This is a genomic window from Algoriphagus sp. (genome assembly GCF_029254265.1).
Classification (GTDB): Bacteria; Bacteroidota; Bacteroidia; order Cytophagales; family Cyclobacteriaceae; genus Algoriphagus.
In genome coordinates this window covers 20,790-47,160 of record NZ_JAQWXX010000051.1, presented here as the reverse complement: position 1 = coordinate 47,160, position 26,371 = coordinate 20,790, and the positions used below count along the sequence as shown (strand labels likewise).

Annotated in this window: 26 protein-coding genes and 2 tRNA genes; 23 read left to right on the top strand and 5 right to left on the bottom strand. The window is 37.0% G+C overall.

Annotated elements, in window-relative coordinates; all coding sequences use genetic code 11:
- The first annotated feature begins 2 nt into the window (after positions 1 to 2).
- Together P8O16_RS08130 and P8O16_RS08125 are read left to right on the top strand one after the other, a co-directional pair.
- Complete coding sequence (locus P8O16_RS08130) at positions 3 to 449, top strand: DUF1572 family protein (RefSeq protein WP_300313070.1); 447 nt, start codon at positions 3 to 5, stop codon at positions 447 to 449.
- Between the two features lie 75 nt (positions 450 to 524).
- Entirely contained in the window at positions 525 to 1,004 is a 480-nt protein-coding gene (locus tag P8O16_RS08125; RefSeq protein ID WP_300313067.1) for a tryptophan-rich sensory protein, read from the top strand.
- A gap of 32 nt (positions 1,005 to 1,036) precedes the next feature.
- Here P8O16_RS08125 and serA read toward each other — a convergent pair whose 3' ends face one another.
- Positions 1,037 to 2,929, bottom strand: a complete 1,893-nt coding sequence (gene serA / locus P8O16_RS08120; RefSeq protein WP_300313065.1) for a phosphoglycerate dehydrogenase — start codon at positions 2,927 to 2,929, stop codon at positions 1,037 to 1,039.
- A gap of 226 nt (positions 2,930 to 3,155) precedes the next feature.
- On the opposite strand from serA, the gene P8O16_RS08115 reads away from it, so the two are divergent.
- The 3 genes from P8O16_RS08115 (at position 3,156) to P8O16_RS08105 (ending at position 4,327) form a co-directional block, all read left to right on the top strand.
- Positions 3,156 to 3,659 (top strand): DUF4920 domain-containing protein, encoded by a 504-nt coding sequence (locus P8O16_RS08115; RefSeq protein ID WP_300313062.1) that lies wholly within the window; start codon positions 3,156 to 3,158, stop codon positions 3,657 to 3,659.
- On the top strand, positions 3,659 to 3,865 hold the full coding sequence (locus P8O16_RS08110; protein WP_300313059.1) for a hypothetical protein: 207 nt from the start codon (positions 3,659 to 3,661) through the stop codon (positions 3,863 to 3,865). The genes P8O16_RS08115 and P8O16_RS08110 overlap by 1 nt, the downstream gene beginning before the upstream one ends.
- Positions 3,866 to 3,952: 87 nt before the next feature.
- The gene (locus P8O16_RS08105) at positions 3,953 to 4,327 is read left to right on the top strand and encodes a DUF983 domain-containing protein (RefSeq protein WP_300313056.1); all 375 of its coding nucleotides are present in this window, start codon (positions 3,953 to 3,955) and stop codon (positions 4,325 to 4,327) included.
- Positions 4,328 to 4,331: 4 nt separating this feature from the next.
- Here the strand turns inward: P8O16_RS08105 and P8O16_RS08100 are convergent, their stop codons facing one another.
- Positions 4,332 to 5,864, bottom strand: a complete 1,533-nt coding sequence (locus P8O16_RS08100) for a BCCT family transporter (RefSeq protein ID WP_300313053.1) — start codon at positions 5,862 to 5,864, stop codon at positions 4,332 to 4,334.
- 97 nt (positions 5,865 to 5,961) lie between these two features.
- Here P8O16_RS08100 and P8O16_RS08095 point away from each other — a divergent pair, with 97 nt between their 5' ends.
- The 8 genes from P8O16_RS08095 to P8O16_RS08060 all read left to right on the top strand — a co-directional run bounded on the left by P8O16_RS08095 (position 5,962) and on the right by P8O16_RS08060 (position 13,114).
- Positions 5,962 to 6,348: a DoxX family protein gene (locus tag P8O16_RS08095; protein WP_300313051.1), complete on the top strand. Its 387-nt coding sequence runs from the start codon at positions 5,962 to 5,964 to the stop codon at positions 6,346 to 6,348.
- A 2-nt stretch (positions 6,349 to 6,350) separates the two neighbouring features.
- A complete protein-coding gene (locus P8O16_RS08090) occupies positions 6,351 to 6,716 on the top strand; it encodes a DUF2237 domain-containing protein (protein ID WP_300313048.1) in 366 nt (121 codons plus the stop codon).
- 103 nt (positions 6,717 to 6,819) lie between these two features.
- Positions 6,820 to 7,500 carry a TetR/AcrR family transcriptional regulator gene (locus tag P8O16_RS08085; protein ID WP_300313045.1) on the top strand — a complete coding sequence of 227 codons (681 nt, stop codon included), beginning with the start codon at positions 6,820 to 6,822 and terminating at the stop codon, positions 7,498 to 7,500.
- A complete protein-coding gene (locus P8O16_RS08080; protein ID WP_300313042.1) occupies positions 7,490 to 9,196 on the top strand; it encodes a peptidase domain-containing ABC transporter in 1,707 nt (568 codons plus the stop codon). The genes P8O16_RS08085 and P8O16_RS08080 overlap by 11 nt, the downstream gene beginning before the upstream one ends.
- A 5-nt stretch (positions 9,197 to 9,201) precedes the next feature.
- A complete protein-coding gene (locus P8O16_RS08075) occupies positions 9,202 to 10,557 on the top strand; it encodes an HlyD family efflux transporter periplasmic adaptor subunit (protein WP_300313038.1) in 1,356 nt (451 codons plus the stop codon).
- Positions 10,554 to 11,942 (top strand): TolC family protein, encoded by a 1,389-nt coding sequence (locus P8O16_RS08070; protein WP_300313035.1) that lies wholly within the window; start codon positions 10,554 to 10,556, stop codon positions 11,940 to 11,942. The genes P8O16_RS08075 and P8O16_RS08070 overlap by 4 nt, the downstream gene beginning before the upstream one ends.
- Positions 11,943 to 11,945: 3 nt before the next feature.
- Positions 11,946 to 12,230, top strand: a complete 285-nt coding sequence (locus tag P8O16_RS08065) for a DUF1330 domain-containing protein (protein WP_300313032.1) — start codon at positions 11,946 to 11,948, stop codon at positions 12,228 to 12,230.
- A 125-nt stretch (positions 12,231 to 12,355) separates the two neighbouring features.
- Positions 12,356 to 13,114 (top strand): hypothetical protein, encoded by a 759-nt coding sequence (locus P8O16_RS08060; protein WP_300313029.1) that lies wholly within the window; start codon positions 12,356 to 12,358, stop codon positions 13,112 to 13,114.
- A 56-nt stretch (positions 13,115 to 13,170) separates the two neighbouring features.
- Here P8O16_RS08060 and P8O16_RS08055 read toward each other — a convergent pair whose 3' ends face one another.
- The gene (locus P8O16_RS08055; protein ID WP_300313026.1) at positions 13,171 to 14,814 is read right to left on the bottom strand and encodes a UxaA family hydrolase; all 1,644 of its coding nucleotides are present in this window, start codon (positions 14,812 to 14,814) and stop codon (positions 13,171 to 13,173) included.
- 57 nt (positions 14,815 to 14,871) lie between these two features.
- Here P8O16_RS08055 and P8O16_RS08050 point away from each other — a divergent pair, with 57 nt between their 5' ends.
- Positions 14,872 to 15,864, top strand: a complete 993-nt coding sequence (locus P8O16_RS08050) for a PfkB family carbohydrate kinase (RefSeq protein WP_367182804.1) — start codon at positions 14,872 to 14,874, stop codon at positions 15,862 to 15,864.
- Positions 15,864 to 16,523: a bifunctional 4-hydroxy-2-oxoglutarate aldolase/2-dehydro-3-deoxy-phosphogluconate aldolase gene (locus P8O16_RS08045; protein ID WP_300313024.1), complete on the top strand. Its 660-nt coding sequence runs from the start codon at positions 15,864 to 15,866 to the stop codon at positions 16,521 to 16,523. The genes P8O16_RS08050 and P8O16_RS08045 overlap by 1 nt, the downstream gene beginning before the upstream one ends.
- 41 nt (positions 16,524 to 16,564) lie before the next feature.
- Here P8O16_RS08045 and P8O16_RS08040 read toward each other — a convergent pair whose 3' ends face one another.
- Positions 16,565 to 17,200 (bottom strand): peroxiredoxin, encoded by a 636-nt coding sequence (locus tag P8O16_RS08040; protein WP_300313022.1) that lies wholly within the window; start codon positions 17,198 to 17,200, stop codon positions 16,565 to 16,567.
- Positions 17,201 to 17,365: 165 nt separating this feature from the next.
- Here P8O16_RS08040 and P8O16_RS08035 point away from each other — a divergent pair, with 165 nt between their 5' ends.
- The 4 genes from P8O16_RS08035 (at position 17,366) to P8O16_RS08020 (ending at position 20,455) form a co-directional block, all read left to right on the top strand.
- Positions 17,366 to 17,986 carry a TIGR04282 family arsenosugar biosynthesis glycosyltransferase gene (locus P8O16_RS08035; RefSeq protein WP_300313020.1) on the top strand — a complete coding sequence of 207 codons (621 nt, stop codon included), beginning with the start codon at positions 17,366 to 17,368 and terminating at the stop codon, positions 17,984 to 17,986.
- Positions 17,987 to 18,053: 67 nt separating this feature from the next.
- Entirely contained in the window at positions 18,054 to 18,677 is a 624-nt protein-coding gene (locus P8O16_RS08030) for a DUF6134 family protein (protein ID WP_300313018.1), read from the top strand.
- Positions 18,674 to 19,393: a TIGR04283 family arsenosugar biosynthesis glycosyltransferase gene (locus P8O16_RS08025; protein WP_300313015.1), complete on the top strand. Its 720-nt coding sequence runs from the start codon at positions 18,674 to 18,676 to the stop codon at positions 19,391 to 19,393. The genes P8O16_RS08030 and P8O16_RS08025 overlap by 4 nt, the downstream gene beginning before the upstream one ends.
- Entirely contained in the window at positions 19,394 to 20,455 is a 1,062-nt protein-coding gene (locus P8O16_RS08020) for a VOC family protein (protein WP_300313012.1), read from the top strand.
- Here the strand turns inward: P8O16_RS08020 and gap are convergent.
- Positions 20,452 to 21,462, bottom strand: coding sequence for a type I glyceraldehyde-3-phosphate dehydrogenase (gene gap / locus P8O16_RS08015; protein WP_300313009.1), 1,011 nt, complete (start codon positions 21,460 to 21,462; stop codon positions 20,452 to 20,454). The two genes, P8O16_RS08020 and gap, sit on opposite strands and share 4 nt — an antisense overlap.
- 188 nt (positions 21,463 to 21,650) lie before the next feature.
- Here gap and P8O16_RS08010 point away from each other — a divergent pair.
- From P8O16_RS08010 to P8O16_RS07995, 4 genes are all read left to right on the top strand, one after another.
- Positions 21,651 to 21,722 (top strand) — tRNA-Glu (locus P8O16_RS08010).
- Between the two features lie 56 nt (positions 21,723 to 21,778).
- Positions 21,779 to 21,850: transfer RNA gene (locus tag P8O16_RS08005), tRNA-Glu, on the top strand.
- A gap of 173 nt (positions 21,851 to 22,023) precedes the next feature.
- Positions 22,024 to 25,425: a HEAT repeat domain-containing protein gene (locus tag P8O16_RS08000; RefSeq protein WP_300313006.1), complete on the top strand. Its 3,402-nt coding sequence runs from the start codon at positions 22,024 to 22,026 to the stop codon at positions 25,423 to 25,425.
- Positions 25,426 to 25,427: 2 nt separating this feature from the next.
- Entirely contained in the window at positions 25,428 to 26,282 is an 855-nt protein-coding gene (locus tag P8O16_RS07995) for a PIG-L family deacetylase (RefSeq protein ID WP_300313003.1), read from the top strand.
- Positions 26,283 to 26,371 lie beyond the last annotated feature (89 nt).

Below are 26,371 nucleotides of genomic sequence, written 5' to 3'. Positions count from 1 at the left end.
TTATGATTTTAAAAAATTTTATCATGCTTTTTGGGCGTGATTTAGACAGACTTACTCAAGAAATAAAAAGCTATTCTGATGAAAAAAACCTTTGGCTGATAGATGATACTATTAGTAACTCAGCCGGTAATCTAACCTTACATTTGATTGGAAATCTGAATAATTTTATAGGAAAAGAAATTGGTGGATTCGATTATAAAAGGAATCGAGAATTTGAATTTGGAGCAAAAAATGTTCCGAGAGAGGAGCTGATAAATGAACTCAGTAATTGCAAACATAAGCTTATTGTCAGCTTAGAAGGTATGGACATTTCTTTGATTAATAAGGATTACCCACTTGAAATCTTTGGCGAAAAAATGACTCATTGCTTTTTCTTAACACATCTTTATGGCCATCTCAATTATCATCTTGGCCAGATAAATTACCATAGAAGATTTTTAGATATATGATTTTCAGCAAATAAGCCATTGCAAAGAAGGGATTTAAAAGATTAAACATTTTGGTTGCTCTAGAGTTGACAAAGTATGTTTAAAGAGATTTTTTTTAATGTTTCCTTATTTCTTGGAATATTACTTTTAATCAATGTCCCTGCACCATTTTTAGGGATAAAGTTTGAGGGTAATTCTTTGAGGAAAAGACTTTGGTTTGAGCCAGCGGGCTTTGTTATTCCGATTGTTTGGGTGGGTTTGTTTTTGTTTCTGGCATATTTGAGGTATCAACTCATACTTTTAAACGCTTTAGACTTGGCAAGAATGGTAATTGTACTAGCTGTGGTATGTGCTACCTACACTTATTACACTTTAGGCTTAGAAAAATTAACAGGTGTATCAGCGCTTAAATTTGGGCTAATCGGAAATGGATTGATAATTATAAGTGCGATAAAAATAGGAGTGGAAGTGGCAGAAGTTTCCAAATCTCTTTCTTACCTGATTTATCCAATAGTAGTTTGGACATTTTTTGCAAGTATGATTCTGGTTGGACAGCTTAGAATTCAAAAAGCATAAAAAAGCCTCGTTTTCACGAGGCTTGTATCAAATCAATATAACATTCTAAATCTGATTGTTCCTTTAATTGATTTAAGTTCATCAATTGCATCTGGTGAATATGCCTTATCAATATCAGTGATCACATATCCTATTCGTTCGTTTGTCTTCAGATACTGACCAACAATATTGATTTCATAATTAGCCAAAATCTGATTGATTTTTGCCAAGACGCCAGGCTCATTTTGGTGTAAATGGATCAAACGATGCGCATCCTTAAGGAAAGGAAGTTGAATATTTGGAAAATTAACTGAATTATAAGTATTACCTGTATTGATATATTCCATGATTTTACCTGGAACAAATCGGGCGATATTTTCCTGAGCTTCGAGCGTACTACCGCCGATGTGTGGTGTTAGAATCGTATTAGGTAGTCCGATCAATTCAGAGACAAAAGGCTCTGAATTGTTTTTTGGCTCCTCTGGAAAAACATCTACAGCACATCCTGCCAAGTGTCCTGAAAGAATAGCATCCTTAAGTGCAGGGATTTCGACTACATGTCCACGGCTGAGGTTAACCAATATTGCGCCTTTTTTCATTGCAGCAATTTCCTTTTTGCCAATGATATTCTTATTGTCTTTTCTACCATCAACATGAAGAGAAATAATATCACAGGTATTCAATAATTCCTCGAGAGAATTCAGCTTTGTAGCATTTCCCAAAGCTAATTTCTCTATGACGTCGTAGTAAAAAACATTCATCCCCATATTTTCAGCCAATACCGAAAGCTGGGCTCCAATATTGCCATAGCCGATGATACCAAGCTTTTTGCCTCTGATTTCAAAGCTACCAGTTGCAGACTTATCCCATTTTCCCTGATGCATCGCCACAGATTTGTCGGCAAAACTTCTCATCAGAAAAATAATTTCAGCAATGGCCATTTCCACTACTGAGCGAGTATTGCTAAATGGTGCATTAAAGACGGCAATTCCTTTTTCCTGGCAAGTATCCAAATCAATTTGATTAGTACCTATGCAAAAAGCGCCAATCGAAAGTAGACGATTTGCATTATCAAGAACTTTTTTAGTCACATTGGTTTTTGAACGAATCCCGAGAATCGAAATGTTCTTTATTTTCTCGCAGAGTTCCTCTTCACTCATTGCAGAGCTGATTACCTCAACCTCATATCCTTCTTCCTTAAAAAGATCCACTCCGATTTGATGGACATTTTCCAAAAGCAAAACTTTAATCCTGCTTTTCGGATAGCTAAACTTCTTATTCAAATTATTAACGTATAAAATTTCGTCCAAACTAGGCGCAATATGATCTGCTTGCGAGGTGACTCTAGGTCTACTTACATTTTCTGTAAAAGCATAAAATTTATTTGCCAATCCTGAAGCTTTGATTTCATAATCGGTGTAACCGTCACCTATGACATAAATATCTCCCTCAAGATTGATTTGCTTTATTGTTTCTGCTTTTCCGTTATTCTTGGAAAGTGGGTTTTCCCTGTTGAAATCAACAATTCGATCCAACTGATCATAGATAAATTCATTGGCAAACACATTATCCTTTTGAATTCCATAATCTGCCACAATCGGAATAATAAAGTCTTTGAATCCATTCGAAATGATGTAAATATCATTCGAGTTCTCTTGCAAAAACTCCTTGTTACGCTCAAAGGATTTTGAGACTTTCTTTTTTAATGCTTCAATAAGGTCAGAAATTTGGTCTTTGGAAGCATTTAAAATCTCCAATCGCAACTCTAAACTTTCTCTAAAAGTCAGCGAGCCATCCATTCCTTTATCTGTAATATCGACGATTGCTTTGAGTTTTTGGTCTCTTTGAGGATCATTGGCCAAGCTAATTTCTCCAAGTATATCCAAAGCTTCTACTTGTGTGAAAGTACTATCAAAATCAATGATAAATTTTGTGGATTGAGGCATAATTAGGTTTGAAATATAAATTCTTTGGTAAAATTACAGTATTGTTAAAAGATTGGAAGTTTTATTGTGAAAATTGTTTAAAATCTTTTAGCCAATATTTTTTTTTCAACAAATGCTTTTAAAAGTTGAATGAAATTGCTTTTAACTTCTCGGGATAAACTTCAATCAAATTCTTTTTACTTGTGATTCTTAGTCTTATTTTTGAGAGTTAAAATTAACTAAGCTTATGAAAAAGTCCTTACTATTTATCCTTGCTGCTGGTTTTGGTTTATTGGTTTCTTGCCAAGAATCTCCAAAGAAAGAGATGGAAGCTGAAAAAACCACTGACATCATTGCTGGCAATTATGGTGCTTCCGTTTCTGATCAAGAAGTTGTAAATCCTGCAGAGATGGTTTCTTTAGTAATGGAGAACGGTACTTTCGAAGGGAAAATTGAAGGCAAAATCAACGAGGTATGTACCAAAAAAGGCTGTTGGCTTACAATGAATCTTCCTAATGGTGAAAGCATGCGAGTTACCTTTAAGGACTATGGTTTCTTTGTCCCAACTAATTCTCAAGGATTTCCAATCGTTCTTGATGGCGTTGCAACATTGACTACTACTGATGTAGAAACTTTGAGACATTTTGCTGAAGATCAAGGAAAAAGTGACGAAGAAATTGCTGCTATCACCGAACCAAAGAGAGAAATTACTTTTGAGGCTACAGGTGTGATTATTAAGGATAAAGCCTAATGCCTATCGCATTGGATAACCTTCGTGTAGGTAGGAAATATTTACTTGTCAACCAAGGAGAAGTCCGTAAACTGGAAATTGTTTCAAGATTGAGAGGAGCAAATTTTAAAGTAAAAGATCTTGATACATTAGAACTTTACACCATTGAAGAGTTACTGCAGTGGGGGATAGGCAAAGATTATGATCTTGATGAATTATACTTTTGACATAAAGATTCTCCTTCTGTTTGAATAAGTAATTTAAGTCACTAAGAATATACCAAAAGAAGTTTTACTTCGCAGCAAAAATCAAGAATGTCTAAAATCAGCAAGACTCAAGCCATCCTGACGGCCAAATGTCCTAATTGTCGGGAAGGGAATCTTTTCGAAGGCTCTAAAATGAGTTTTAAAAATCTTACCGCCATAAATCATTCTTGCCCTGTTTGTAACGCTAATTTGATGCCTGAACCTGGTTTTTATGATGGTGCTTTATATATCAGCTATGCTTTTTCGGTGGCTTTAGTTATTACAGTTTTAGTCGCCTTGAACGTTTTATTTAAAAGACCTGAGCTTTGGATGTACCTCACCACTATATTTGTAGGAAACGTCTTGTTATTACCATTAATGCTTAGATACTCTAAAGTTCTTTATCTATATCTAGTTAGTAAACTGAAATACAGAGGGTATTGAGATCTCAAGGCAAATGTTTCTTAGGATTTATGAGTAATAATACCAAGCTATAAGTTGCTAGAATAATTAGAAAAAGCGCCGGAAGCCCGCCAATTACAGAGAGCATTCGAACTCCATCTACCCCCGCAAACGTAATCATCACCCAAGCAAGACTTGCCATTAAGGTTCCCCAAAGTACTTTGAGGTTTACATCTGTCTTGAATACATCCTTACCGGCTTTCTTCATACTTATGCTGGCAAGTGCATCTGTACTGGAATCGGCAGCTGTGACAAAGGAAATAAACATAGCCAAAATAAAAAGTTGCGAAAAAAGCTTAAAGTGTCCCATGTCTTTGGAAACCTGGTAAATAATTGACTCTGGACCAGATACTTCTAATAGGTTTTTATAAAAATCAGGGGCTTGTGCTGCAAATTTTAATGTAGCCCCACCAAAAATACTCATCCAAAATGTACAAAATATTGCAGGCAGAAAAAGATTGAAAATCAAGAATTCCCTAACTGTTCGACCAACTGCAATTTTACCAAGAAAAAGAGCTGTAATGGGAGCCCAGGCTGTCCAAATAGCTAAATTAAAAGTAGTCCAATCAAATGTCCATTGATTTCCAGCCCCTGAAATTTGTAAACCCAAATCCAAGAAATAGTGAATATAAGTTTTCAAATTGTCTGCAAATGCCGGAAAAATAGCTAGACCCTGCCCTAGAACAACAAATAATACTAGAAGCAAAACGAAGAATCCGAGGTTGAAAAGTGAGAGACTCCGTATTCCTTTTTCAATTCCAGAAGAGGCGGAAATCAAAAAAGTAAGAAGTATTAAAAGTGTTACTGCAGGCTGAATTATCACAGGACTCCAATCCGGAAAAAAAAATAAAATCCCTCCGGAGAGGCTTAGAATACCAGCTCCTAGCGATGCTGCCATGCCAGTAACTAAAGCAAAAAGACAAATTGAATCTAAAACCCCTGACCAATTTTTACCACTTTTTCTACCTATTATTGGCTTAATGATATTTACCAAAGAATATCTTGGCTTGTCTGAATATAAGATTAAACCGAATACTAGTGCAGGTACAGCATAAATCGCGTAAGGGATAAAACCCCAATGAAAAAATAAGGCACCGAGCGCAAAACTTTTGGCTTCGGTGGATCGTGGTTTCAGATCAAAGAATTCTGGTGGAAAAAAGAAATGGTTTAAAGGCTCGGCACTTCCCCAAAACAAAATTCCTACAGCTATAGTGGTACAAAGTATGATTGCAAACCAGCTTAATTTTGTAAGTCTAGGTTTAGCTTTAGTTCCACCTATTCGGTACTTTCCCAACGGAGAGAAAAACACGATAACCACCAAAAACAGCATCAAAAATGAAATCCAACTGAAACCAATCGAGAAATTAGTTAAAATTGCTTTCTGTAGATTTCTGATCTGATTGGAGAAAACTTCTGGAAAAAAAATACTAGAAATTACAGCAGAAATTAGAAGAATAAATGGTGGCCAAAAAACAAACGGTCTTACGTTGAGCCTAAAAAAAGAGGAATATCTGGACATCGAGCAAACAATATAAAGGCTAAAATCTTTTGAAAAAAGAACGAAAAGAATTTGTTGAGATTCAACGAACTCAATGAATTCTTAAAACAAACAACAAATGAAAAAACAATTACTAAGGGAAATTGGGAAATACCTAATGGCTGCATTCTATTTTTTAGGTGGGATAAATCACTTTTTGCAACCCGAGTTTTATCTCCCATTGATTCCTGAATACTTGCCAGATAAGAACCTTCTAAATGCCCTAGCTGGAATAGCAGAAGTAGTAGGAGCTATCGGTCTTCTAATTCCACAAACAAGAAAGATTGCGGCTTGGGGAATAGTTGCCATGCTTGTCGCCTTTATTCCTTCCCATGTCTATTTTATTCAGATCGGATCCTGTTTAGAGGAGGGGCTTTGCGTTTCAGAATGGATAGGATGGATTCGATTAGTTCTAATTCATCCTTTATTAATATGGTGGGCTTACATTTATACTAAACAAAACTGATCATGGATGGAATAAATCTATTTGGAGAAAAAATTGAACTCTGTAGCAAATCTCCAATGACCGGATATTATAGAACAGGTTGCTGTGAGACTGGACCGGAAGATCTCGGTACACATACAGTTTGTGCAATGATGACAGAAGAGTTTTTAGAGTTTTCAAAATCCAAAGGAAACGATTTAATGACTCCAATCCCCGTCTATGGTTTTCCTGGTCTGAAATCAGGAGACAGATGGTGTCTTTGTGCATTGAGATGGCTAGAAGCATATCGAGCCGGTCTTGCACCTTTAGTGATTCTCGAGGCCACGAATGAAAAGACACTGAAAATCATACCATTAGATATTTTAATAGGCAAGGCTTTTAAACTATAAGTAAGTAAAAGTATTTTTTTTGTTAATATTACTAACAAAAACTGGAGTTTTACTAAACCTAATTCTATTCCTTCCGTTGTATTCTTGTTTTTGAAGGTATATTATGGAAAGTATATTGAGTAAATCTAAAGTAGAAGTCAATGGCAACCTTTATTTAAAGGAACCATTTTCATCAGATTTAGGTGCTGAAATCGTCAGAAAGGGTTGTAAACTTATTCAGGAACTTGGGGTGGAGCAATTCACTTTTAAGAAGCTTGCCACTGAAATTGGAAGTACTGAAGCAGCGATTTACCGCTATTTTGAAAATAAGCATAAGCTATTACTCTATTTGACAGCTTGGTACTGGGGTTGGATGGAGATTAATTTAGTTTATGCTACGGCAAACCTTACTGATCCCGGAGAGCGACTTGGCGTGGCACTCAAATTAATGGTTGATGGTCCCATTTTTACCAAAAATGAATACCTTAATCCCCTAGTCCTTCGATCTTTGGTGGTAAATGAATCGCTTAAGGGCTATTTGACTAAAGCAGTCGACGATGAACATGAGAGTGGGATTTTTGCTCAGGTTTACAAATTTGGAGAGCGTATTTCCTCCATTATTCAAGAGATCAATCCGTATTATGAATATCCTAAAACACTGGTTTCTACTGTGATGGAGTCAAGTCTATTACAATCATTTAATTCACTTCATCTCCCTGGAATGACCGAGCGATCAATAGATTCCTTAGGGAGATATCAATTCTTTCACCAACTCGTAATCAACGCGATCACTAATGAAAAGTAGTAATGGAATGACTCCAGTAGCTAGGCTATTTAGCCTACTGAGGGAGGAGAAAAATCAAGTCTACGCAATTTATTTCTATGCGATTTTGAATGGTATTGTTACCCTTTCATTGCCGCTCGGGATTCAGGCTATTCTGAATTTTATTTTGGGAGGAAGAATATCCACGTCATGGGTCATTCTAGTGATAATTGTTGCTCTTGGTGTAGCTTTTGGGGGTTTTCTTCAGATCTCTCAACTTCAAATTTCGGAAAAATTGCAGCAAAGAATTTTCTCAAAAGCTGGATTAGCTATGGCATATCGGCTTCCAAAAGTAAAATCTGAAATCCTTCATGGAGAATATGCTCCTGAGATTGTCAATCGTTTTTTCGATATAGTTAACCTCCAAAAGGGACTATCCAAAATTTTGATTGATTTTTCCACTGCCTTTCTTCAAGTCTTTTTTGGCCTGCTTTTATTATCCTTCTATCACCCGACTTTCATTCTGTTTGGTTTAGGATTGGTAGGTATATTGACTTTAATATTCTATTTCACCAGTCCAAAAGGAATGGAGACTGCCTTGAAGGAATCAACCTATAAATACCAGACTGCATATTGGTTAGAGGAAGTAGGGCGGACTTTGAATACTTTCAAACTGGTTGGAAATACTCGACTACCCATACTTCGAGCGGATAAATTAATCCAGAAATACGTGGATTTTAGGACGAAGCACTTCTCTGTTTTGATCTTTCAGTACAAGATCATGATTGTATTTAAAGTGCTTATTGTTACGAGCTTACTTCTTGCAGGTAGTTTATTATTGATAAACGATCAGATTAGTATTGGACAATTTGTAGCCGCAGAAGTAATTATTATTCTAGTAGTGAATGCCGTTGAAAAGTTAATTCTTTCTTTGGAAACGGTTTATGACACTTTGGTTTCTGTCGAAAAGATTGGTCACGTGATGGATATGGAATTGGAACATAGATCAGATTCCGAAAAAGTGATTGTATCAAAACCTGAAGGTTTACAATTTGGACTAGAAAATGTGACTTTTCAACCTCAAGATGCTACTGACCCTATACTACAAAACGTTTCTTTATCGATAGATCCTGGGGCTAAGGTAGTTCTGAATGGGAAAAGTGGTAGCGGGAAAAGTGCACTTTTGGCTTTACTCTCGGGATTATATGAAGAGTACGAAGGTGAAGTTAAAGTAAACAATCTCTCTATAGAGATGATCAATCTTGAGAAGTATCGTGGAATGGTTGGTGACTGTCTTGAGACAGAGCAAATTTTTCATGGATCAATCAAGGAAAACATCTTGGTAGGTAGAGATTTTGATGTGGACCAATTGGAGTATATCCTGGACTTGGTTAACCTCAAAGATTATATCTATCAATTACCATCCGATTTGGACACTATACTTCAGCCAGAGGGAAAGGGTCTTTCAAGAAGGCTTGCACAAAGTATTTTACTTGCAAGGGCATTCCTAGGGGAGCCTAAGGCAATAATTATGGAAGATTCTTTGACCCACATAGATGCAAAAACTAAGGCTAGAATCACAGATTTCCTTTTTAACGGGAATTGGACATTGGTATTAATATCTAATGAAGCAGAAATCCTTGCTAGAGCTTCTCAGATCGTTCAATTGGAAAAAGGGAAACTAGTCTTTAATGGAGACCATCAAAGTTATAATTCATTCATAGCTAAGAATTTATAAATACTATGTTAGATATTTCTAATGTTAAAATAAAAGAGTCAATTCCTTTTAGCGGAGCTAAAAGTCTGGTAATGACTTTACCTATCAAGGAAAGTAAGCGAAGAGTAAGAATTCTTACCGGCATTTTGATAGTGATGTTTATCATGCTCTTTTTGCCTTGGACTCAAAATATACGATCCAAAGGGTATGTTACTGCCTTGAAACAAGAGCAGAGACCTCAGACCATACATTCTGTGATAGCAGGGAGAATTGAGAAATGGTATGTTCGTGAAGGTGCATTTGTGCAAAAAGGAGATACAATTTTGCAAATTTCCGAAATCAAAGATGAATACTTTGACTCGATGCTATTGCCAAGAACTCAACTTCAGGTAGATGCAAAATTGTTGTCTGCAGACTCCTATAAAGAGAAAGTGGGACAACTTCAATCACAAATCAAGGCAATCGAGGCGAATAATATTTTGAAGCTAAAGCAAGCTCAGAATAAGCTAAATATGGCTAATCTAAAAGTTCAGTCAGATAGTATATATTTCGAGCAGGCTAAAGTGAATTTTAAGATCGGTGTAGAGCAGCTTACAAGAGCAGAAAAACTATATGAGGAAGGATTAAGATCTTTGACAGACTTGGAGACCCGAAGACTTAAATTTCAAGATGTGCAAGCAAAGTTACTTGCAGCAGAAAATGACTATCTGAGCAGTCAGAATTCCCAGATTACAGCTTTGATTGATCTCGATGCAATCGAAAATGATTTTCGTGACAAATTAGCCAAATCGAGATCTGAGATGTATACAGCTATGTCTTCTCAATACGATGCGGAGGCCACTGCCACAAAGCTTGAAAATCAATACTCCAATTATGAAGCGCGTACAGGTTTCAGACATATCTTAGCTCCACAGGACGGCTATTTGGCTCAGGCTATTCAAGTAGGAATCGGAGAAACGATTAAAGAGGGAGACCAAATTCTCAATATTGTACCATCTAATGCGGAACTCGCTGTAGAAATGTATGTACAGCCAGTTGATTTACCATTGATTAAAGTTGGAAATAGGGTGAGATTCATTTTCGATGGATGGCCTGCGATCGTCTTCTCAGGATGGCCACAGCTTTCTAATGGTACCTTTGGAGGACAGGTAGTTGCGATTGACCAATTTGCAGGGCCAAATAATCAGTATCGTGTGGTGGTTGCAGAAGATCCAGAGGAAGAACCATGGCCTGATTTACTTCGAATGGGTTCCGGTGCTGATGGCATTGCATTGTTGAATGATGTTCCTGTATGGTATGAAATATGGCGGCAGCTCAATGGATTCCCGGCAGATTATTACACACAAGAAGAAAAAGACGGCCTAGCCAAAAATAAAAAATGAAGAAGTTTTCGTTAAGCTTTACCTTTTTTCTTGTTTATCTTATAGGATGGTCCCAGTCACTGGATACGCTTGATTTTGATTCATTTCAGACTTGGGTGAGGTCTTATCATCCAATCGCAGCTCAGGCAGATATCAATCTGAGAATGGGAGATATGGAAGTCCGACAAGCCAGGGGAGGTTTCGACCCTCTATTGTTTGGGACATTGGATAAGAAAGAATTTAAAGAGAATACCTATTACGACAAGCAAGAGGCAGGAATCAGTATTCCTACCTGGGCTGGAATTGAGTTAAATGGTACCTTTGAAAGGAATACAGGACAATTTCTTAATCCTGAAGGATCAGTGCCTATTGATGGGTTATTTGCTGCCGGAGCTTCTGTAAACCTTGGACAAGGATTGATTTTGGATGAGCGAAGAGCCGCCTTACGGCAAGCACAGATTTATCAGGAATCCACCGTTTCTCAACGTGAGCAATTACTTAATGAACTCTATTTTAATGCTTCAGAATCCTATTGGAAATGGGCAGTAGCCCATGAAAATGTTAAGGTTTTGAATGAAGGTGTTGAACTTGCAAAAATTAGATTCGATGCAATCAAAATTGCCTACCAACAAGGTGATTTGCCTGCAATCGATACGGTAGAAGCGTTTGCTATTTTACTCAATAGACAATATAGTCTTCAATCTGCAGAAAATGCATTCTTTGGCGCATCTCAACTTTTGAATACCTTTCTTTGGGATGAAGATGGTAATCCAATGTTGTTGGAGAACGATGTAATTCCTCAAGGCTTATATGATGAATTTGCTCCAATTTTAGAAAAAGAAGATCTTAGGGTGGCTGTTTCGTCCCATCCTTTATTACAAATTGCAGACTTTGAATTGGCTAGTTTAGGGGTGGAGCGTAAGTTAAAAGGTCAACAAATACTCCCTGTAGTAAAACTTAAATACAACTTTCTAACAGAGAATCTGGGGGAGTTTAACTCTCCATTCTTTGAAAACAATTATAAATGGGGTGTATCAGTGTACACACCATTACTTTGGAGAAAAAGTAGAGGAGCTCTTGGTTTGGCAAATGCTAAAATTGATTTCAAACAAAATTCTCGAGATTTAAAAGAGGTAGAACTCCGAACCAAATTGGAGGCAGAGATCAATAGTTTTGAAGTTATAAATACTCAGATAGTCACCTTTTCCCAGAATGTCACTAGTTTGGAATCTTTACTTCAAGGAGAAATTAGAAGATTTGAGATAGGTGAAAGCAGTTTATTCTTAATAAACGCTCGTGAAGTTTCCCTTTTTAGTTCGAAACTGACGCTCAATGACTTAGTGTCTAAGCGGAGGATAAATTTCGCAAAAAGCCGCTTTGCAGCAGGACTAGGTTTTGATGAATAACTTATGGGAGCAATTGTATTAGTACAAGTAGATATCCACGATTACGAATTATACGAAGAGTATAAAAAACTAACACCTGCAACCGTGGCAGCTTTTGGTGGAAAATTTCTGGTTCGTGGTGCCGAAGTTTTGGTGTTGGAAGGGGAGTGGAATCATGATAGGTTAGTAATGCTGGAATTTCCGGATAAAGATTCTGCAATGAAATGGTACTATTCTAAGGATTATGAAAAAGCACGTATGATTCGTTCAAAAGCTGCAAAAGCAAAATTTTTTATTCTAGAATTTTAATAATTGGCACTTTTATTGGTTTGAAAAGCAAATTAATCGGTATGTATTTTTCCGTATCGGTTAGTTATATTTGTAACCTAAAAAAACATTATTAAAAAAAAACAATCATCCTTAAAATTATTTAAATGAAAAAAACACTAATTACCAACCGCTTAGCAATTCTTGGAATAGCTTTTACATTTCTTTGGTCATGTTCGCAAGATCTGACTCAAGAACAAATAATTCCAGAGCAGGAACTCGCAGATCCAACTTTAGAACAGGCCTTAAGTGCTTGGGAAAAACTTGATATTGATGCAGGATATTCAATAAATTCAAGAAAAAAAGTTGATTACAATTACTTTGAAGTCTTTAAAAACAAACTCTTTTTTGTACCGGCTGAAGGTTATATAGGAGGTCCTGCTCCTGCATTTTATCCAGGTACTGGAGAAGGTATAGCCACGAAAATGAGTAAACCAACCTCTTTTATAAATCAGTTAGCTCAAATTCAAAACAACGAATTAATAACTTTAGGTGCGCCAGTATCAATGTTTTTTGCAAATGAATTGAGTGCATTTGGTATTTCTGGACTTCCAGAAAATGTGAGTTCAATTACTGTTGATAGAAAAGGAAATTCTATTTGGTATAAGAATGTTAAAAATATCGTTACATCCGTGAACGAGACTTTATCTTCTTTTACTGCTGAAATTGAAATAATCGGCGGAACAGGCAAATTTAAAGGCGCAACTGGATCTGGAGTTGTGAGAGGTAATTTCAACCCTTTAAGTGGAGATGGATCATCTGTAACTATGGCTACTATTGACAAGAAGGATGATCGAGATGACGACGACGACGATCGAAAAGACAAAAAGGATAAAAAAGATAAAGACAAAAAGGATAGGGATTAAATTCTATTCCTTCTACATATCAAAAGAGCGGTCTGTTAATCAGAACCGCTCTTTTTTTATAAGGAAACTCCTCTTTTCCATGGAATAAAATCAAAATTCCTTTTTTGATCTGCTTTTACAATCATTTCTCCACTAGCTACTTTTAGGACAAGTTCAAGTAAATCATCTCCGCATTCTTCGATCGTCTGATCGCCTGAAATAACACTTCCTGCATCAAAATCAATAATATCAGACATTCTTGAAGTCAACTTATGATTTGTAGCAACTTTAATTACAGGACAAATTGGATTTCCTGTTGGGGTACCAAGACCAGTCGTGAAGAGAATGATATTTGCTCCACTACCGGCAAGACCTGTAGTACTTTCGACATCATTTCCTGGAGTGCACAATAGATTTAATCCTGGAGAAGTCAAATATTCGGTATAATCCAAGACTCCTGAAATAGGAGCAGTACCTCCTTTTTTTGCCGCTCCACAGGATTTTATCGCATCTGTTAGTAGTCCGTCCTTGATATTTCCAGGGCTTGGATTCATATCAAATCCAGATCCTACTCGATCAGCGGCGGCAGCATATTCTTCCATCAATCGAATGAATTTTTGAGCGATCTCCGGTGTCTTACAGCGATCAATGAGGTTCTGCTCTGCTCCACAAAGTTCAGGAAACTCTGAAAGTATAGCACTTCCTCCGCTAGTCACCACTAAATCAGAAACTCTACCAAGTGCTGGATTTGCCGAAATACCGGAGAAACCATCAGATCCACCACACTCTAGACCGATAACTAGTTTACTGATTGGCTGAGGAGATCTTTTACTTTTATTTGCCACCTTCAAACCTTCCCAAGTTTGGGCAATCACTTTAGTGATATAATCATCTGTAGTTCCTTCCTGCTGTTGATCAAAAATAATCACAGGCTTTGGATTCCCCTTTTGAAGATCCTGAAGTTTTCGTTCCAAAATTTTTGCTTCCGCATTTTGACAACCAAGCGATAGGACGGTGGCTCCTGCTACGTTGGGATGATGAATGTATCCAGCCAATAGTGCACATAGTGTTTCAGCATCATTTCTAGTGCCACCGCATCCACCATTATGAGTTAAAAATCGAATCCCATCTAGATTTTCAAATACCCGATTGTCTTTTTCATTTATTTCTAGCGTAACCGTTTCCGTACTTTTTTGTACCACATCATTACCCAAGCCAGAAATAAGATTTCTAATTTGACGCTCGTAAGGATTGACCTTGGCAAATCCTAAAGCATTTTCGAAAGCCTCTTGTAATAATTTTATATTGGTATTCTCACAAAAAACCAGTGGAAGCACCAACCAATAATTTGCTGTTCCCACTTGACCATCTTCCCTTAAGTAACCTTGGAAAGTCTTGTATTTCCAGTAATTAATATCAGGAGGATTCCAGGAATAGGTTTGAGAAGTAGTTCGATACTTATGGGTTTTATGACGAATATTAGCCAGAGTAATAGCTCCTCCAGCTGGTATGGATCGCGTAGCTTCTCCTACAATGGTTCCATACATCAGGATGTCATCGCCAGCAGAAAAGTTTTTCAGCGCATATTTATGCTTTGCAGAGATATCGTCTTGAATCTTAACTGTATTTTCAGAATCTTTGATAAGTTCTCCAATTGATAAATCTGTCAAGGCAACTCCGACATTATCATGAGGATGGAGGACCAAAGTTTTATTTCGCATAAAATAGGGCGTGAGCAGACATAAATTTGATTCAAATTAGAAAAAAAACAGTGACTGATGAAAAAAATTGTGACACTTGGTGAAGTAATGCTCAGACTTTCCCCTCCTGGAAATGAGCGATTTTTTCAAACCAATTCCTATGATGTGGAATTTGGTGGTTCTGAAGCCAATGTAGGGGCTTCTTTAGCTTTTTGGGGAAATGACGTATACCACTTAACTGCATTTCCAGATCAAGAAATTGGTTGGGCAGCTTCCGCAAGACTACGAAGAAATGGAATCAAAACTGATTTTGTGAAATATTATCCAGGGAGAATGGGGATTTACTTTCTGGAGCAAGGAGCAATGCAGCGGAGTTCACAAGTGATCTACGACCGCACTGATTCTGTATTTGCAAACTTTGATGGAAATGATCTAAACTGGGATAATGTATTTGCTGATGCAGATTGGTTTCATTGGTCGGGGATAAGTCCAGCGATATCTAAAGAGTCTGCAACTTTAACTTTAAAGGCTCTCCAAGAGGCTAAACAAAGAGGTGTTCCAACTAGCGGTGATTTGAACTACCGCAGCAATTTGTGGCAATTTGGAAAAAAACCTCATGAAGTGATGCCTGAGTTGATGGAACTCACCCAAGTCATGATCGCTGGGAAACGTGATTTTTCAGCTTGCTTGAATATGGAATTTGATGATTTTGAACATGCAAAAGGCTACATGTTTAATAAATTTCCAAATCTGAAATACATTTCTAAGACAGAACGAACTTCCCATAGCTCTTCACATAATACTCTAATCGGAGATTTGATCAGTGCTGATGAGTGGTTTACTTCTAAAAGCTACGACCTGACCCATATCGTGGATCGCGTAGGCACTGGAGATGCGTTTGCCGGTGGACTAATTCAAGGATTGTTGTATTTAGCTCCTCAGGATTCGATAAATTTTGCAGTAGCAGCTGGAGCAATTAAACACAGTGTTCCGGGTGATGTCTTACTTTGCAGTTTGGCTGAAGTTCATGAGTTAGTAGTTGGAGAGTCTATAGGTAAAATCAAAAGATAATGAGAAACCCCACCCCATTTATCCAGAAAATGGATCAAGCTGGCATAATGCCAATTTTTTTTAATCCAGATGAAACAATTTGTCTTAAACTTTTGGAAGCTGCTTATGAAGGTGGAATCCGAGTAATAGAAATGGTGAACCGAGGTAAAGAAGCTCCTTCTATTTTTCCAGCTCTTCGAAAATTGGCTGATCAAATGCCTGGACTTTCTTTAGGAATTGGTACAATTTATCATCCTTGGGAAGCGGAGATTTTTTTGGATATGGGAACAGAGTTTATTGTTGCGCCTGTGATGAATCCCAAGCTCGGTGAATATTGCCAAAAAACCGAGACACCATGGATTCCAGGTTGCGGAACAGTTTCTGAGGTATTTTTCGCTCAAGAACTTGGAGCAGAGTTAGTAAAAATATATCCTGCAAATGTCTTGACACCTGAATTTGTAAAGGCTGTCCATGCGGTTCTTCCAAAAGTTGAAATCATCCCAACAGGAGGAGTCGAACCAACTGCAGAAAGTATTAAAACTTGGTTTGGTTCAGGGGTTCTTTGTGTAGGGATGGGCTCTCAACTTTTTAAAAAAGAGCTAATCGCAAAAGGTGCATATGTAGAAATCAAAGAAACTATTGCTGATGCTCTGGCAATAATCAAGTCTCTTAAAAAATAAAAAAGGCTCCTAATGGAGCCTTTACTGGTCTGAAAGCAATCTTATAAATCTGGTTGAGGAGTTGTTCTCAAATACGGCTTGATCACTTTATGACCTTTGGGAAATTTAGCTGGTATGTCTTCTGTTTTGATTGAAGGAGACACTACCACGTCTTCACCTTGTTTCCAATTAGCAGGAGTGGCCACCGAATAGTTAGCAGTAAGCTGCAAAGAGTCGATCACCCGTAAGAGCTCATCGAAGTTTCTACCAGTACTAGCTGGATAGGTAATCATAAGCTTAATTTTTTTATCGTTACCAATCACAAAAACTGACCGGACGGTAAAGTTTTCATTGGAATTAGGATGTATCATATCATAGAGCTCAGATACTTTTTTGTCCTTATCAGCAATGATTGGAAAATTCACCTCAGTTCCTTGTGTCTCATTGATATCTGCTATCCAACCTTTGTGGCTTTCCAATCCATCCACACTTAGAGCCATAACTTTAGTATTTCGTTTTGCAAATTCTTCCTTGAGCTTTGCAACGGCTCCAAGTTCGGTAGTACAAACTGGGGTATAATCAGCGGGATGCGAAAAAAGAATCCCCCAACCATCTCCTAAATACTCATAGAAATCAATTTTTCCCATTGAGGTTTCTGCTTGGAAATTGGGCGCAATATCGCCTAAACGTAGTGACATAATTTATAAGGATTAAAGTCTATAGATTTAATAGAGTAATGTACGAATCCTTTAACATAGAGTTTGGTTTAAAATCATTTTTTAGATGAAAAGGGAGAAATTATAAAAATTTGTCTTCTTATTTAAGATTCTAAAAAGTTGAAAACGATTCTATATTTTCAAGAAATGAATAAAAACGCATTAATTATTTTTCAAAAGAATGAAATTCCTGGAAAAGTTAAAACCAGATTGGCAGCTTCAATTGGTGATGAAAGCGCCCTAAAAATTTACAGAATTCTTATTCAACATACCCATTCAATTCTAAAGGAAATTGTTGCAGACCAATTTATTTTTTATTCCGATTTCATCCCAGAAATAAGAATTGAAAGTGGAAGAATAGTACATGAAAGAATACAAACTGGTAAAGATCTTGGTGAACGAATGCGAAATGCATTTGAGACCGTATTCTCAGAAGGTTATGATCATGTTGTAATTATCGGAACAGACTGTGTTGATCTTAAGCCTGCTCATATTCAAAAAGCATTCAAAAAATTAAGTCAAAACGATGCAGTTTTAGGTCCAGCCTTGGATGGAGGGTATTATTTACTTGGATTAAAAAAGTTGATCCCCGAAATTTTCGAAGAGATTGATTGGAGTACTAACCAAGTATTAAATCAAACTAAATCAAAACTCCAGGAGTTAAACTTTTCGATAGGAATTATTGATACTTTATCAGATATAGACAACATAGCTGATTGGGAAAAAGTGAAGGGTAGGTTTGATTCTGAACTTAATTCAAAACATTGAACAATGTCATTTTTCCTTTAGAAATGAAACTCTTCAATTCTACATCAAGAATTAATACCTATTATGCATGATGAAATTTATTTCAAAAAGGACTTTTGAAATCCGACTGTTTTTAATCCTTACAGGAATCATCATTTTCGGAAGTGTCACTGCTCAAACAACAACAAAATCTTACTCTATTGAATTGGCTGGTTTTCAGATCGGCGATATGAAAGTTGAGGAAATCAAAAGGAATGAGATAATCGAATACAACCTTAAAAGTTTGGTGAGTTTCTGGTTTTTTGGAAAGATCAATGTCGAATTGACTATTAATTCGATTTACAAAAATGGAAAGTTGATTAGTTCGGATTCAAAATCCATTTCAAATCGGGGGTCGTTTTACAGTAAAATTAAGTGGAATGGAACATCTTATTTGGTTGATTCACATTCTTATAAGTTTGATAATAAAACCTCTATTCAGAATCTAGTCCCATTTTCAATTGTCAAATTTTATTTTCAGGAACCAAATCCTCAACAAATGATGATTTCTGAAACTTTTGGATTGACTAGTTTAATATCCAAAAAGGAGCAAGGAGTTTACCAAATTGAAATCAATGGCAATCGTAACAAGTTTGTATTTAAAAATGGGGACCTCGATCATGCATTGATCCAAAATCCCATTAAAAACTATATGATAAAGCGAATTTATTGAGTTCGGCAAACACCATATCGATAATTATTCCTGTTTGGAATGAAGCAAATAATTTAGAAGAACTCCTTCCAATTCTTCTTGAATCAAAAAGGCAAAAAGTCTTAGAAGTTTTAGTGGTCGATGGAGGAAGTGTAGATGATTCAATAGATATCGCAAAGCGATCAAATGCCAGGGTAATTTCAAGCCCATTGAAATCCCGAGCGGTACAGCTAAATCTCGGAGCACAACATGCCAACGGGGATATCCTATACTTTATTCATGCAGATACTCGTCCATTAATGAGTTTTGATGAAGATATTCTTCAAGAAGTTTCCTACGGAATTGAAGCAGGCTGTTATCGTTATAAATTTGATTCTACCAGTAGATTGCTCAAGATCAACAGTTGGTTCACTCGATTCAATGGGATATTTGCCGGTGGGGGAGATCAAACACTTTTTATATCCAAGTCATTGATCAATCATCTTGGAGGCTATAATGAGCGATTTACAATAATGGAAGATTTTGAACTTGTTAAGCGAATCAGAAAAATCACCAAATTCAAAGTTATTCAAAAGTCTATTTTAGTTTCTGCCAGAAAATATGAAACCAATAGTTGGCTTTCAGTTCAATGGGCCAACTTTTTAGCGATCATGGCTTTTAGAATTGGAGTTCATCCAGAAACAATAAAAACTTTATATTCAAATAGATTGAATAAGAACTTAAATCAAAAAAAGTAAATGAATCAGGTTCAAATTAATGGAATCCAACAAGTTGGGATAGGAGTTTCAAATGCAAATGAAGCATGGAAATGGTATAGAAAAGCATTCAAATTTGATGTTCCAATCTTTCAAGACAGCGCCGAAGCAAAATTAATGACTCGATATACATCAAATAAAGTCGAAAGCCGTCATGCGATTCTAGCTATGAATATGCAAGGGGGAGGAGGCTTTGAAATTTGGCAATACACCTCCAAAAAACCTTTAGCATCCAAAGAAAAATTAAAATGGACTGATCTTGGAATCTTGGCAGTGAAAATCCGAAGTAAAGATATTTACAAAACATATGATCACTTAAAGACATTTGGAGCTACTATTCTTGGAAAACCAGAGCCAAACCCAGTGGGAGTGATGCACTTTTTCATTAAAGATCCCGACGGAAATATTTTTGAAATTATTGAAAACGATTCTTGGTGTTTCAAGAATAAAGATCTCACCGGAGGAGTATTAGGCGTAGTAATGGGGGTAAGCTCAATTGATAAAGTGCTTCCAATCTATCAACAACATTTCCAACAAGTTGAAATATTGGCAGATGAAAAACAAAGCTGGGCGGATTTTAAACAGGTTGGAAATGAAAAAACTGAATTCCGAAGAGTAATTCTACAAGCATCTGAAAAAGCTACAGGAGCATTTGGAAAGCTACTTTGTCAAACACAAATAGAATTAATCGAAACTGACTATCCTTCAAGGAATGTGATATTTAAAGATCGAAATTGGGGGGATTTAGGATTTATCCATGTGTGTTTTGATGTCAATGGAATGCATGAATTAAAACGCAACCTCAAAGAGATTGGCGTAGAATTTACAGTGGATAGCGAAAATGAATTTGACATGGGAAAGGCTGCCGGGAGATTCGCTTATATTGAAGATCCGGATGGAACCTTGATAGAAATGGTAGAAACCTACAAAATCCCCATTATTGAAAAGATTGGCTGGAATTTGAATCTTCGTAACCGAAACCCTCAATCAACATTACCTGATCTGGTTTTAAAGGCTTTAACTCTGAACCGTGTCAAGGATTAGTTTTTGCTTATTTTCTTAGCAAGATCGACAAGTCGGTTTGCGTACCCGGCTTCATTGTCATACCAGCCTACCAATTTGACCATTTTACCTTTGGCAGAGGTTAAAGCAGCATCAATTATACAAGAATGAGGATTTCCAATGATATCAATAGAAACAATTGGCTCATCTTCTACTTCCAAAAATCCCTTTAAATCTTTATTGCTCGCTTTTCTGAATGCATCATTTATCATTTCAACAGTTACTTCCTGTTCAAGTTCTACGATCAAATCTGTCAAAGATCCATCAGGAACTGGTACACGCATCGCAGAAGCCTCAATTTTCCCAGCTAATTTAGGAACCACGATATCCAAGGCTTTTCCTGCGTTGGTGGTAGTAGGAATGATTGAATATGCCGCTGCTCGTGCTCTTCTCAGATCCCGATGTGGTGCATCATGAAGGTTTTGATCGTTGGTATAAGAATGGACTGTAGAGGCAAAACCTTTTACAACTCCAAAGTTTTTATCCAAGACTGCTACCATTGGAGCAAGGCAATTTGTAGTACAAGAAGCATTTGAAACAATTTTTTCATTGCCCGATAGAATTTTATCGTTGACACCCAAGACAACCATCTTAATGGTAGGGTCTAGCGAAGGAGCGGAGATTATTACTTTTTTTGCTCCAGCACTTAAATGTTTTTCAGCTCCGGAACGCTCAGTAAATCTACCGGTACATTCAATCACAAGATCAATATCCAATTCCTTCCATGGAAGAAGTTCCGGATCTGAAATGCCAAATAATTTGATTGATTGATCATTATAAGTCAATTCATTTGAATTTAAGGCAATATTCTTCTCTAATTTCCCATGGATTGAGTCATATTTCAATAAATGCGCAATCGCTTTTGGCTCAGCTAAATCATTGATTGCCACAAGTTTTAAATCCTTATTTTCCAATATTAATTTGGCAGTATATCTTCCTATTCTTCCAAATCCATTAATAGCAATTCGGATTTCTTTAGTTGGTTTCATTCGCTCTTTTCTAATTCAACTCAAAAATAGATAATTCATCTTCAATCTCTTCAAAGAATATTTTCTTCCTTTAATTCAGCATTTTAAATGTTAAACCAAATAAATTTTGGTAGCCTAATTGGTATTATAATCTTAACCCTCTATATTTGCACAACCTTTCAGAAAAGCACGTTTTCAAGGGTAGTAATGGTCGGTTCGTCTAGGGGTTAGGACGTATCCCTTTCACGGATAAAACACGGGTTCGATTCCCGTACCGACTACATATTTTACTGATAATCAATCTATTAAAAGTAAAATTTTGAAATTTTTAGAATATGGTCGGTTCGTCTAGGGGTTAGGACGTATCCCTTTCACGGATAAAACACGGGTTCGATTCCCGTACCGACTACTAAACTCATATTTTGAGTTTTATTTATTTTTGTTTTATGGTTGTTAGTGGTTAAAGTGAACAAAATCCCGATCTATGGTCGGGATTTTTGTTTTTATACCAGCTTTTTACCAAAGGCAATTAGATAGAAATCATTTTATTTATCTTAAGGTTTGATTTTAACAATTAAACCTATGCCCAAAATCTTTTCACTATCAAACTCTTCGCTTTTTCTGATTGCTTCTTTTGCTTTTTCTTGTCAAAAAAGTACTGAAGACCTTCGGATGAAAAGCTTGACCAAAGAGGAAGTTCAGATTCAAGTCAAAGCAATCGAAGCTCAAGTTACACCTGTCCTGGAAGATGGATTAAAATTATCCCTATGGGGTGTGGATTCCCTGGTCTATGATCCTATTTCTATACAGGTTCTTGATAATGGTGATCTAATTTATTCAAGAACAAACCGTCAAAAAGATTCGGAATTTGACATTAGAGGTCATCAGGATTGGGAGATCAGGTCGATATCTCTTCAGAATATAGAAGACAAACGTGCTTTCCTCAGATCAGAACTTTCGCCGGAACGATCTTCTGAAAACACCTGGCTCGCAGATTTAAACGGAGACGGTTCCCATGATTGGCGAGATATGACAGTTCAAAAAGAGGAAATATATTCCTTGAAAGATACTGATGGAGATGGATATGCTGACCAATCTCAAATAATCGTACAAGATTTCAATGATGAAGTCACTGATGTAGCAGGGGCAGTGATGATGGGGGAAGATGCACTTTTTGTAGGAGTCGGGCCAGATATGTGGCGATTAGTTGATAAAAATGGGGACGGATTGATGGATGAAAAAACATCTATCTCACACGGTTATGGAATTCATATTGGTTTTGGTGCTCATGGAATGTCAGGTTTGGAAATGGGGCCTGATGGACGTGTGTATTGGGGAATAGGGGACATTGGATTTAATGGAACAGGTCCTGATGGAAAAGAATGGAAGTACCCGAACAGAGGTGTAATAGCAAGGGCAAATCCTGATGGAAGTGATTTTGAAATTTATGCGATGGGTGTTAGAAATACCCATGAATTCGTTTTTGATGCTTACAACAATTTGATTTCTGTTGACAATGATGGTGATCATCCAGGTGAAAAAGAGCGCTTGGTTTACCTCACCAATGGATCAGACTCCGGTTGGAGAACTAATTGGCAATTTGGGAAATACCGCGACCCTGATAATAATCCATACAAGGTATGGATGGATGAAAAACTCTTTCTCCCAAGGTGGGAGGGACAAGCTGCATTTATTACTCCATGTATTCAAAACTATATTTCAGGGCCAACTGGTATGGTTTATAACCCAGGTACAGCCTTAGGATCTAAATGGAAAGACAGTTTTTTTGTAGTTGAATTTGTAGGCAATCCTTCTCAATCAGGAATTCATGCATTCCAACTTCAACAGAAAGGGGCAAGTTTTGAAATGACAAAAACCGAAAGAATTCTATCTGGTGTTTTGCCAACAGGATTAGATTTTGGACCGGATGGTGCATTGTATATAGCTGATTGGATTGACGGATGGGGAACAAAAAATTATGGGAGAATCTGGAAATTAGAAGAAGAGAATAGTGATTTGAAAGATATTCAAGCAGAGACGGAACAGAAGTTAAAATCGGACTTCAAAAAGTTAAGTTCTGCTAGTCTAAAGAAAGAACTTTATCACCCTGATCTTAGAATCAGAAGAAAAGCTCAATTCGAGCTTGCCAAAAGAGGAAATGATGGAATGGAAATCTTTCAAGAGGTCATTGTTGATAAAAGTAATCAACTCGCAAGGATACACGCAATTGTAGGGATCAGTCAATTAGCGAGAATGGATGATATGAGTCATGCTGATGCATTGGTGCCATTATTGGAAGACTCAGATCCGGAGATCAAAGCACAAGCCGCAAAATGGCTTGGAGATATCAGATATGCCAATGCCTCAGAAAAATTAATTAAGAATCTTAGTGATGCAAACTCAAGAGTTCAATTTTTTGCAGCTGAGGCTTTGGGCAGAACGGAAGACTCAAAAGCCATACAACCTTTAATTTCTTTAATTGAATCAAATAATGATGAAGATGCTTATATCCGACATGCTGCTACACTGGCTTTGGCACGAATCGGAAAAGTCGAGCCTCTTGCAAACTTGTCTAATCATCCTTCAAAGGCAGTTAGACTTGGGGCAGTTATCGCATTAAGAAGATTGGAATCTCCTGAATTAGCCCGTTTTTTATCCGACTCTGATGAGTTTATTGTAACTGAAGCTGCTCGAGCTATTCATGACGATTTTTCAGTTCCTGAAGCCTTACCTGAATTAGCGAAATTAATTGGAACGACCACTTTTAGAAATGAACCTTTGGTCAGAAGAATAATCAGTGCAAATCAAAGAATAGGCAATGAAGAGAATTTAACAGGTTTATTACAGTTTATAAACAAAGCTGATGTCCCATTGGCACTTCAGGAAGAAGCTATTGCTGCTGTAGGAACCTGGTCCAAGCCATCTTTGGTAGATCGAGTAGATGGAAGATATCGTGGAGAAGTCACCAGAGAGCCTGCGCTGATTCGCGAAATTTCAAAAAATGATCTAGTTGCCCAGCTCAATTCAAAAGAGCCAAGTATTCGGCTTGAATCTGCAAAAGCACTTGGTAAACTTAAAGTCTTGGATGCAGATCAAGCACTATTTACCAAGTTGAAAAATGATCCTTCTTCTATAGTAAAGGTGGAATCGCTTAACTCGCTTAAGGCTATGAATTCTCCAATCTTAGGACAGGCGATCACGCAGGCAATGAAAGACTCTGAACAGTCCGTTCGAGTGGCGGGGCTTTCTTATTTATCAGAGACGGACTTACCAAAAGACCAAAAGGTGGCTCTATTGAATGAAATAATAAATAAACGTACTATCCCCGAAAAACAAACTGCGCTATTAACTTTAGGAGGATTGGATGGAAGTGGATCACTGAAAGAATGGAATACAATCTTAAGTGATTTCGAAAGTGGGAAACTACCTGATGGCACATGGGTAGAATTGGAAGAGGCAATCAAGAGTACAGATTCAAATACATTGACAGAAAGATTCACTACAATTTTAAACGCTAAGGCAAATGGAGAGGAATGGAAAAAATACTCTGGAGCGTTAGCCGAAGGTAGCGTAAGGCTTGGAAGGGGGATATTTTTTGAAAATCAAACCGCACAATGTATTCGATGTCATGCTTATGATGATATGGGTGGAAATGCTGGTCCGAGGCTTTCAGGGATAGCTAATACCTTGAGTAGAGAGGACCTTTTGATCGCGCTTGTTGAACCCAGCAAGCGTCTTGCACCAGGTTATGGTACAATTGCGTTAGAGCTCAATTCAGGAGAAAAAGTGAGTGGAATGCTTATGGAAGATTCTGAAGAAGCTGTCGTAGTAAAAATAGGTTCTGAACCCGAACGCAAAATCCAAAAGTCAGAGGTCAAAGAATCAAAAATGGCTATGTCTAGTATGCCTCCGATGGGAACTCTTTTGTCAAAAAGAGAACTGCGAGACTTAGTCAGTTTCTTAAGTACTTTAACAAGAGAATAAGAATGAAAAAATTCTTTTTTTGGGTGATCGGTATCATGTTTTTGATGCTGATCACCCTTCCTTTTGTCTTAATCCTGATCGGAAAAGACAAGCTTCATGATTCTGATATTCCTCAGAAAAATAGCTTATTCATTAGTGAACAACCTCAAAAGATACTGGCATTTTTTCCACATCCAGATGATGAAGTGACAGTTTCAGGAACACTTATGAATCTTTTGGAAAATGGAAATGAGGTTTATTTAGTCACCTTGACAAAAGGAGAAGCGGGAAATTCCATGGGTGAGCACACTAAATCTGAACTTGCTCAATTACGCACGTTGGAAATGGAGCGATCAGCAGAATTAATTGGAGTCACTCAATTGAACCTTTTAAATTATCCCGACAGCGGATTAGAAAATCTTGGGCTTGATAGTTTAAAGCAAATAGCTTTAGAATGGATTGAGAAGATCAATCCGGATATTCTAGTTTCTTATGACAGTAAAGTTGGACTATATGGTCATCCCGATCATCGATTAAGTGGACTAGCTTTAGAACAAGTGTTTTTGGAAAATAGAGGAAAGCAGAATTTTTCACCTGTTAAACTTTTCCAAATAACTCTTTCCCCAAAACAGATTGAGGTTGCACTTCAACTTTCCTCTGGTTTCCAAAGGAACTATCCAAGAGATAGGGAAGAGGGATTACCAAAACCGGATTTTTCAGTTTATACCCAACCGTATTTTGAGCGGGTTTTGGCCGTGATGAAATCACATGAAACTCAACAAGATGTCTTAAAGGATTTGATGCCCTATCACGATAAGATTCCTTCATGGATTTATTCGCGGATTTTTGATCGAGAGTATTTTCATGAAGTGAAATAAGATATTCTCTTTAGATGATTACTTTCATGTGTACGCGTATCTATGAAAAAATGATCATTTCTAATTGATTTGTCTTAGCCTTAGTTTAT

Bases quoted from the DNA above. Each gene is read 5' to 3' on its own strand.
- P8O16_RS08035 (WP_300313020.1), top strand. From the start codon at position 17,366: ATGAATAAAAACGCATTAATTATTTTTCAAAAGAATGAAATTCCTGGA.
- P8O16_RS08090 (WP_300313048.1), top strand. From the start codon at position 6,351: ATGGATGGAATAAATCTATTTGGAGAAAAAATTGAACTCTGTAGCAAA.
- P8O16_RS08065 (WP_300313032.1), top strand. From the start codon at position 11,946: ATGGGAGCAATTGTATTAGTACAAGTAGATATCCACGATTACGAATTA.
- P8O16_RS08095 (WP_300313051.1), top strand. From the start codon at position 5,962: ATGAAAAAACAATTACTAAGGGAAATTGGGAAATACCTAATGGCTGCA.
- P8O16_RS08020 (WP_300313012.1), top strand. From the start codon at position 19,394: ATGAATCAGGTTCAAATTAATGGAATCCAACAAGTTGGGATAGGAGTT.
- serA (WP_300313065.1), bottom strand. From the start codon at position 2,929: ATGCCTCAATCCACAAAATTTATCATTGATTTTGATAGTACTTTCACA.
- P8O16_RS07995 (WP_300313003.1), top strand. From the start codon at position 25,428: ATGAAAAAATTCTTTTTTTGGGTGATCGGTATCATGTTTTTGATGCTG.
- gap (WP_300313009.1), bottom strand. From the start codon at position 21,462: ATGAAACCAACTAAAGAAATCCGAATTGCTATTAATGGATTTGGAAGA.
- P8O16_RS08125 (WP_300313067.1), top strand. From the start codon at position 525: ATGTTTAAAGAGATTTTTTTTAATGTTTCCTTATTTCTTGGAATATTA.
- P8O16_RS08030 (WP_300313018.1), top strand. From the start codon at position 18,054: ATGATGAAATTTATTTCAAAAAGGACTTTTGAAATCCGACTGTTTTTA.
- P8O16_RS08060 (WP_300313029.1), top strand. From the start codon at position 12,356: ATGAAAAAAACACTAATTACCAACCGCTTAGCAATTCTTGGAATAGCT.
- P8O16_RS08075 (WP_300313038.1), top strand. From the start codon at position 9,202: ATGTTAGATATTTCTAATGTTAAAATAAAAGAGTCAATTCCTTTTAGC.
- P8O16_RS08045 (WP_300313024.1), top strand. From the start codon at position 15,864: ATGAGAAACCCCACCCCATTTATCCAGAAAATGGATCAAGCTGGCATA.
- P8O16_RS08130 (WP_300313070.1), top strand. From the start codon at position 3: ATGATTTTAAAAAATTTTATCATGCTTTTTGGGCGTGATTTAGACAGA.
- P8O16_RS08070 (WP_300313035.1), top strand. From the start codon at position 10,554: ATGAAGAAGTTTTCGTTAAGCTTTACCTTTTTTCTTGTTTATCTTATA.
- P8O16_RS08040 (WP_300313022.1), bottom strand. From the start codon at position 17,200: ATGTCACTACGTTTAGGCGATATTGCGCCCAATTTCCAAGCAGAAACC.
- P8O16_RS08105 (WP_300313056.1), top strand. From the start codon at position 3,953: ATGTCTAAAATCAGCAAGACTCAAGCCATCCTGACGGCCAAATGTCCT.
- P8O16_RS08055 (WP_300313026.1), bottom strand. From the start codon at position 14,814: ATGCGAAATAAAACTTTGGTCCTCCATCCTCATGATAATGTCGGAGTT.
- P8O16_RS08110 (WP_300313059.1), top strand. From the start codon at position 3,659: ATGCCTATCGCATTGGATAACCTTCGTGTAGGTAGGAAATATTTACTT.
- P8O16_RS08080 (WP_300313042.1), top strand. From the start codon at position 7,490: ATGAAAAGTAGTAATGGAATGACTCCAGTAGCTAGGCTATTTAGCCTA.
- P8O16_RS08085 (WP_300313045.1), top strand. From the start codon at position 6,820: ATGGAAAGTATATTGAGTAAATCTAAAGTAGAAGTCAATGGCAACCTT.
- P8O16_RS08050 (WP_367182804.1), top strand. From the start codon at position 14,872: ATGAAAAAAATTGTGACACTTGGTGAAGTAATGCTCAGACTTTCCCCT.
- P8O16_RS08115 (WP_300313062.1), top strand. From the start codon at position 3,156: ATGAAAAAGTCCTTACTATTTATCCTTGCTGCTGGTTTTGGTTTATTG.
- P8O16_RS08100 (WP_300313053.1), bottom strand. From the start codon at position 5,864: ATGTCCAGATATTCCTCTTTTTTTAGGCTCAACGTAAGACCGTTTGTT.
- P8O16_RS08000 (WP_300313006.1), top strand. From the start codon at position 22,024: ATGCCCAAAATCTTTTCACTATCAAACTCTTCGCTTTTTCTGATTGCT.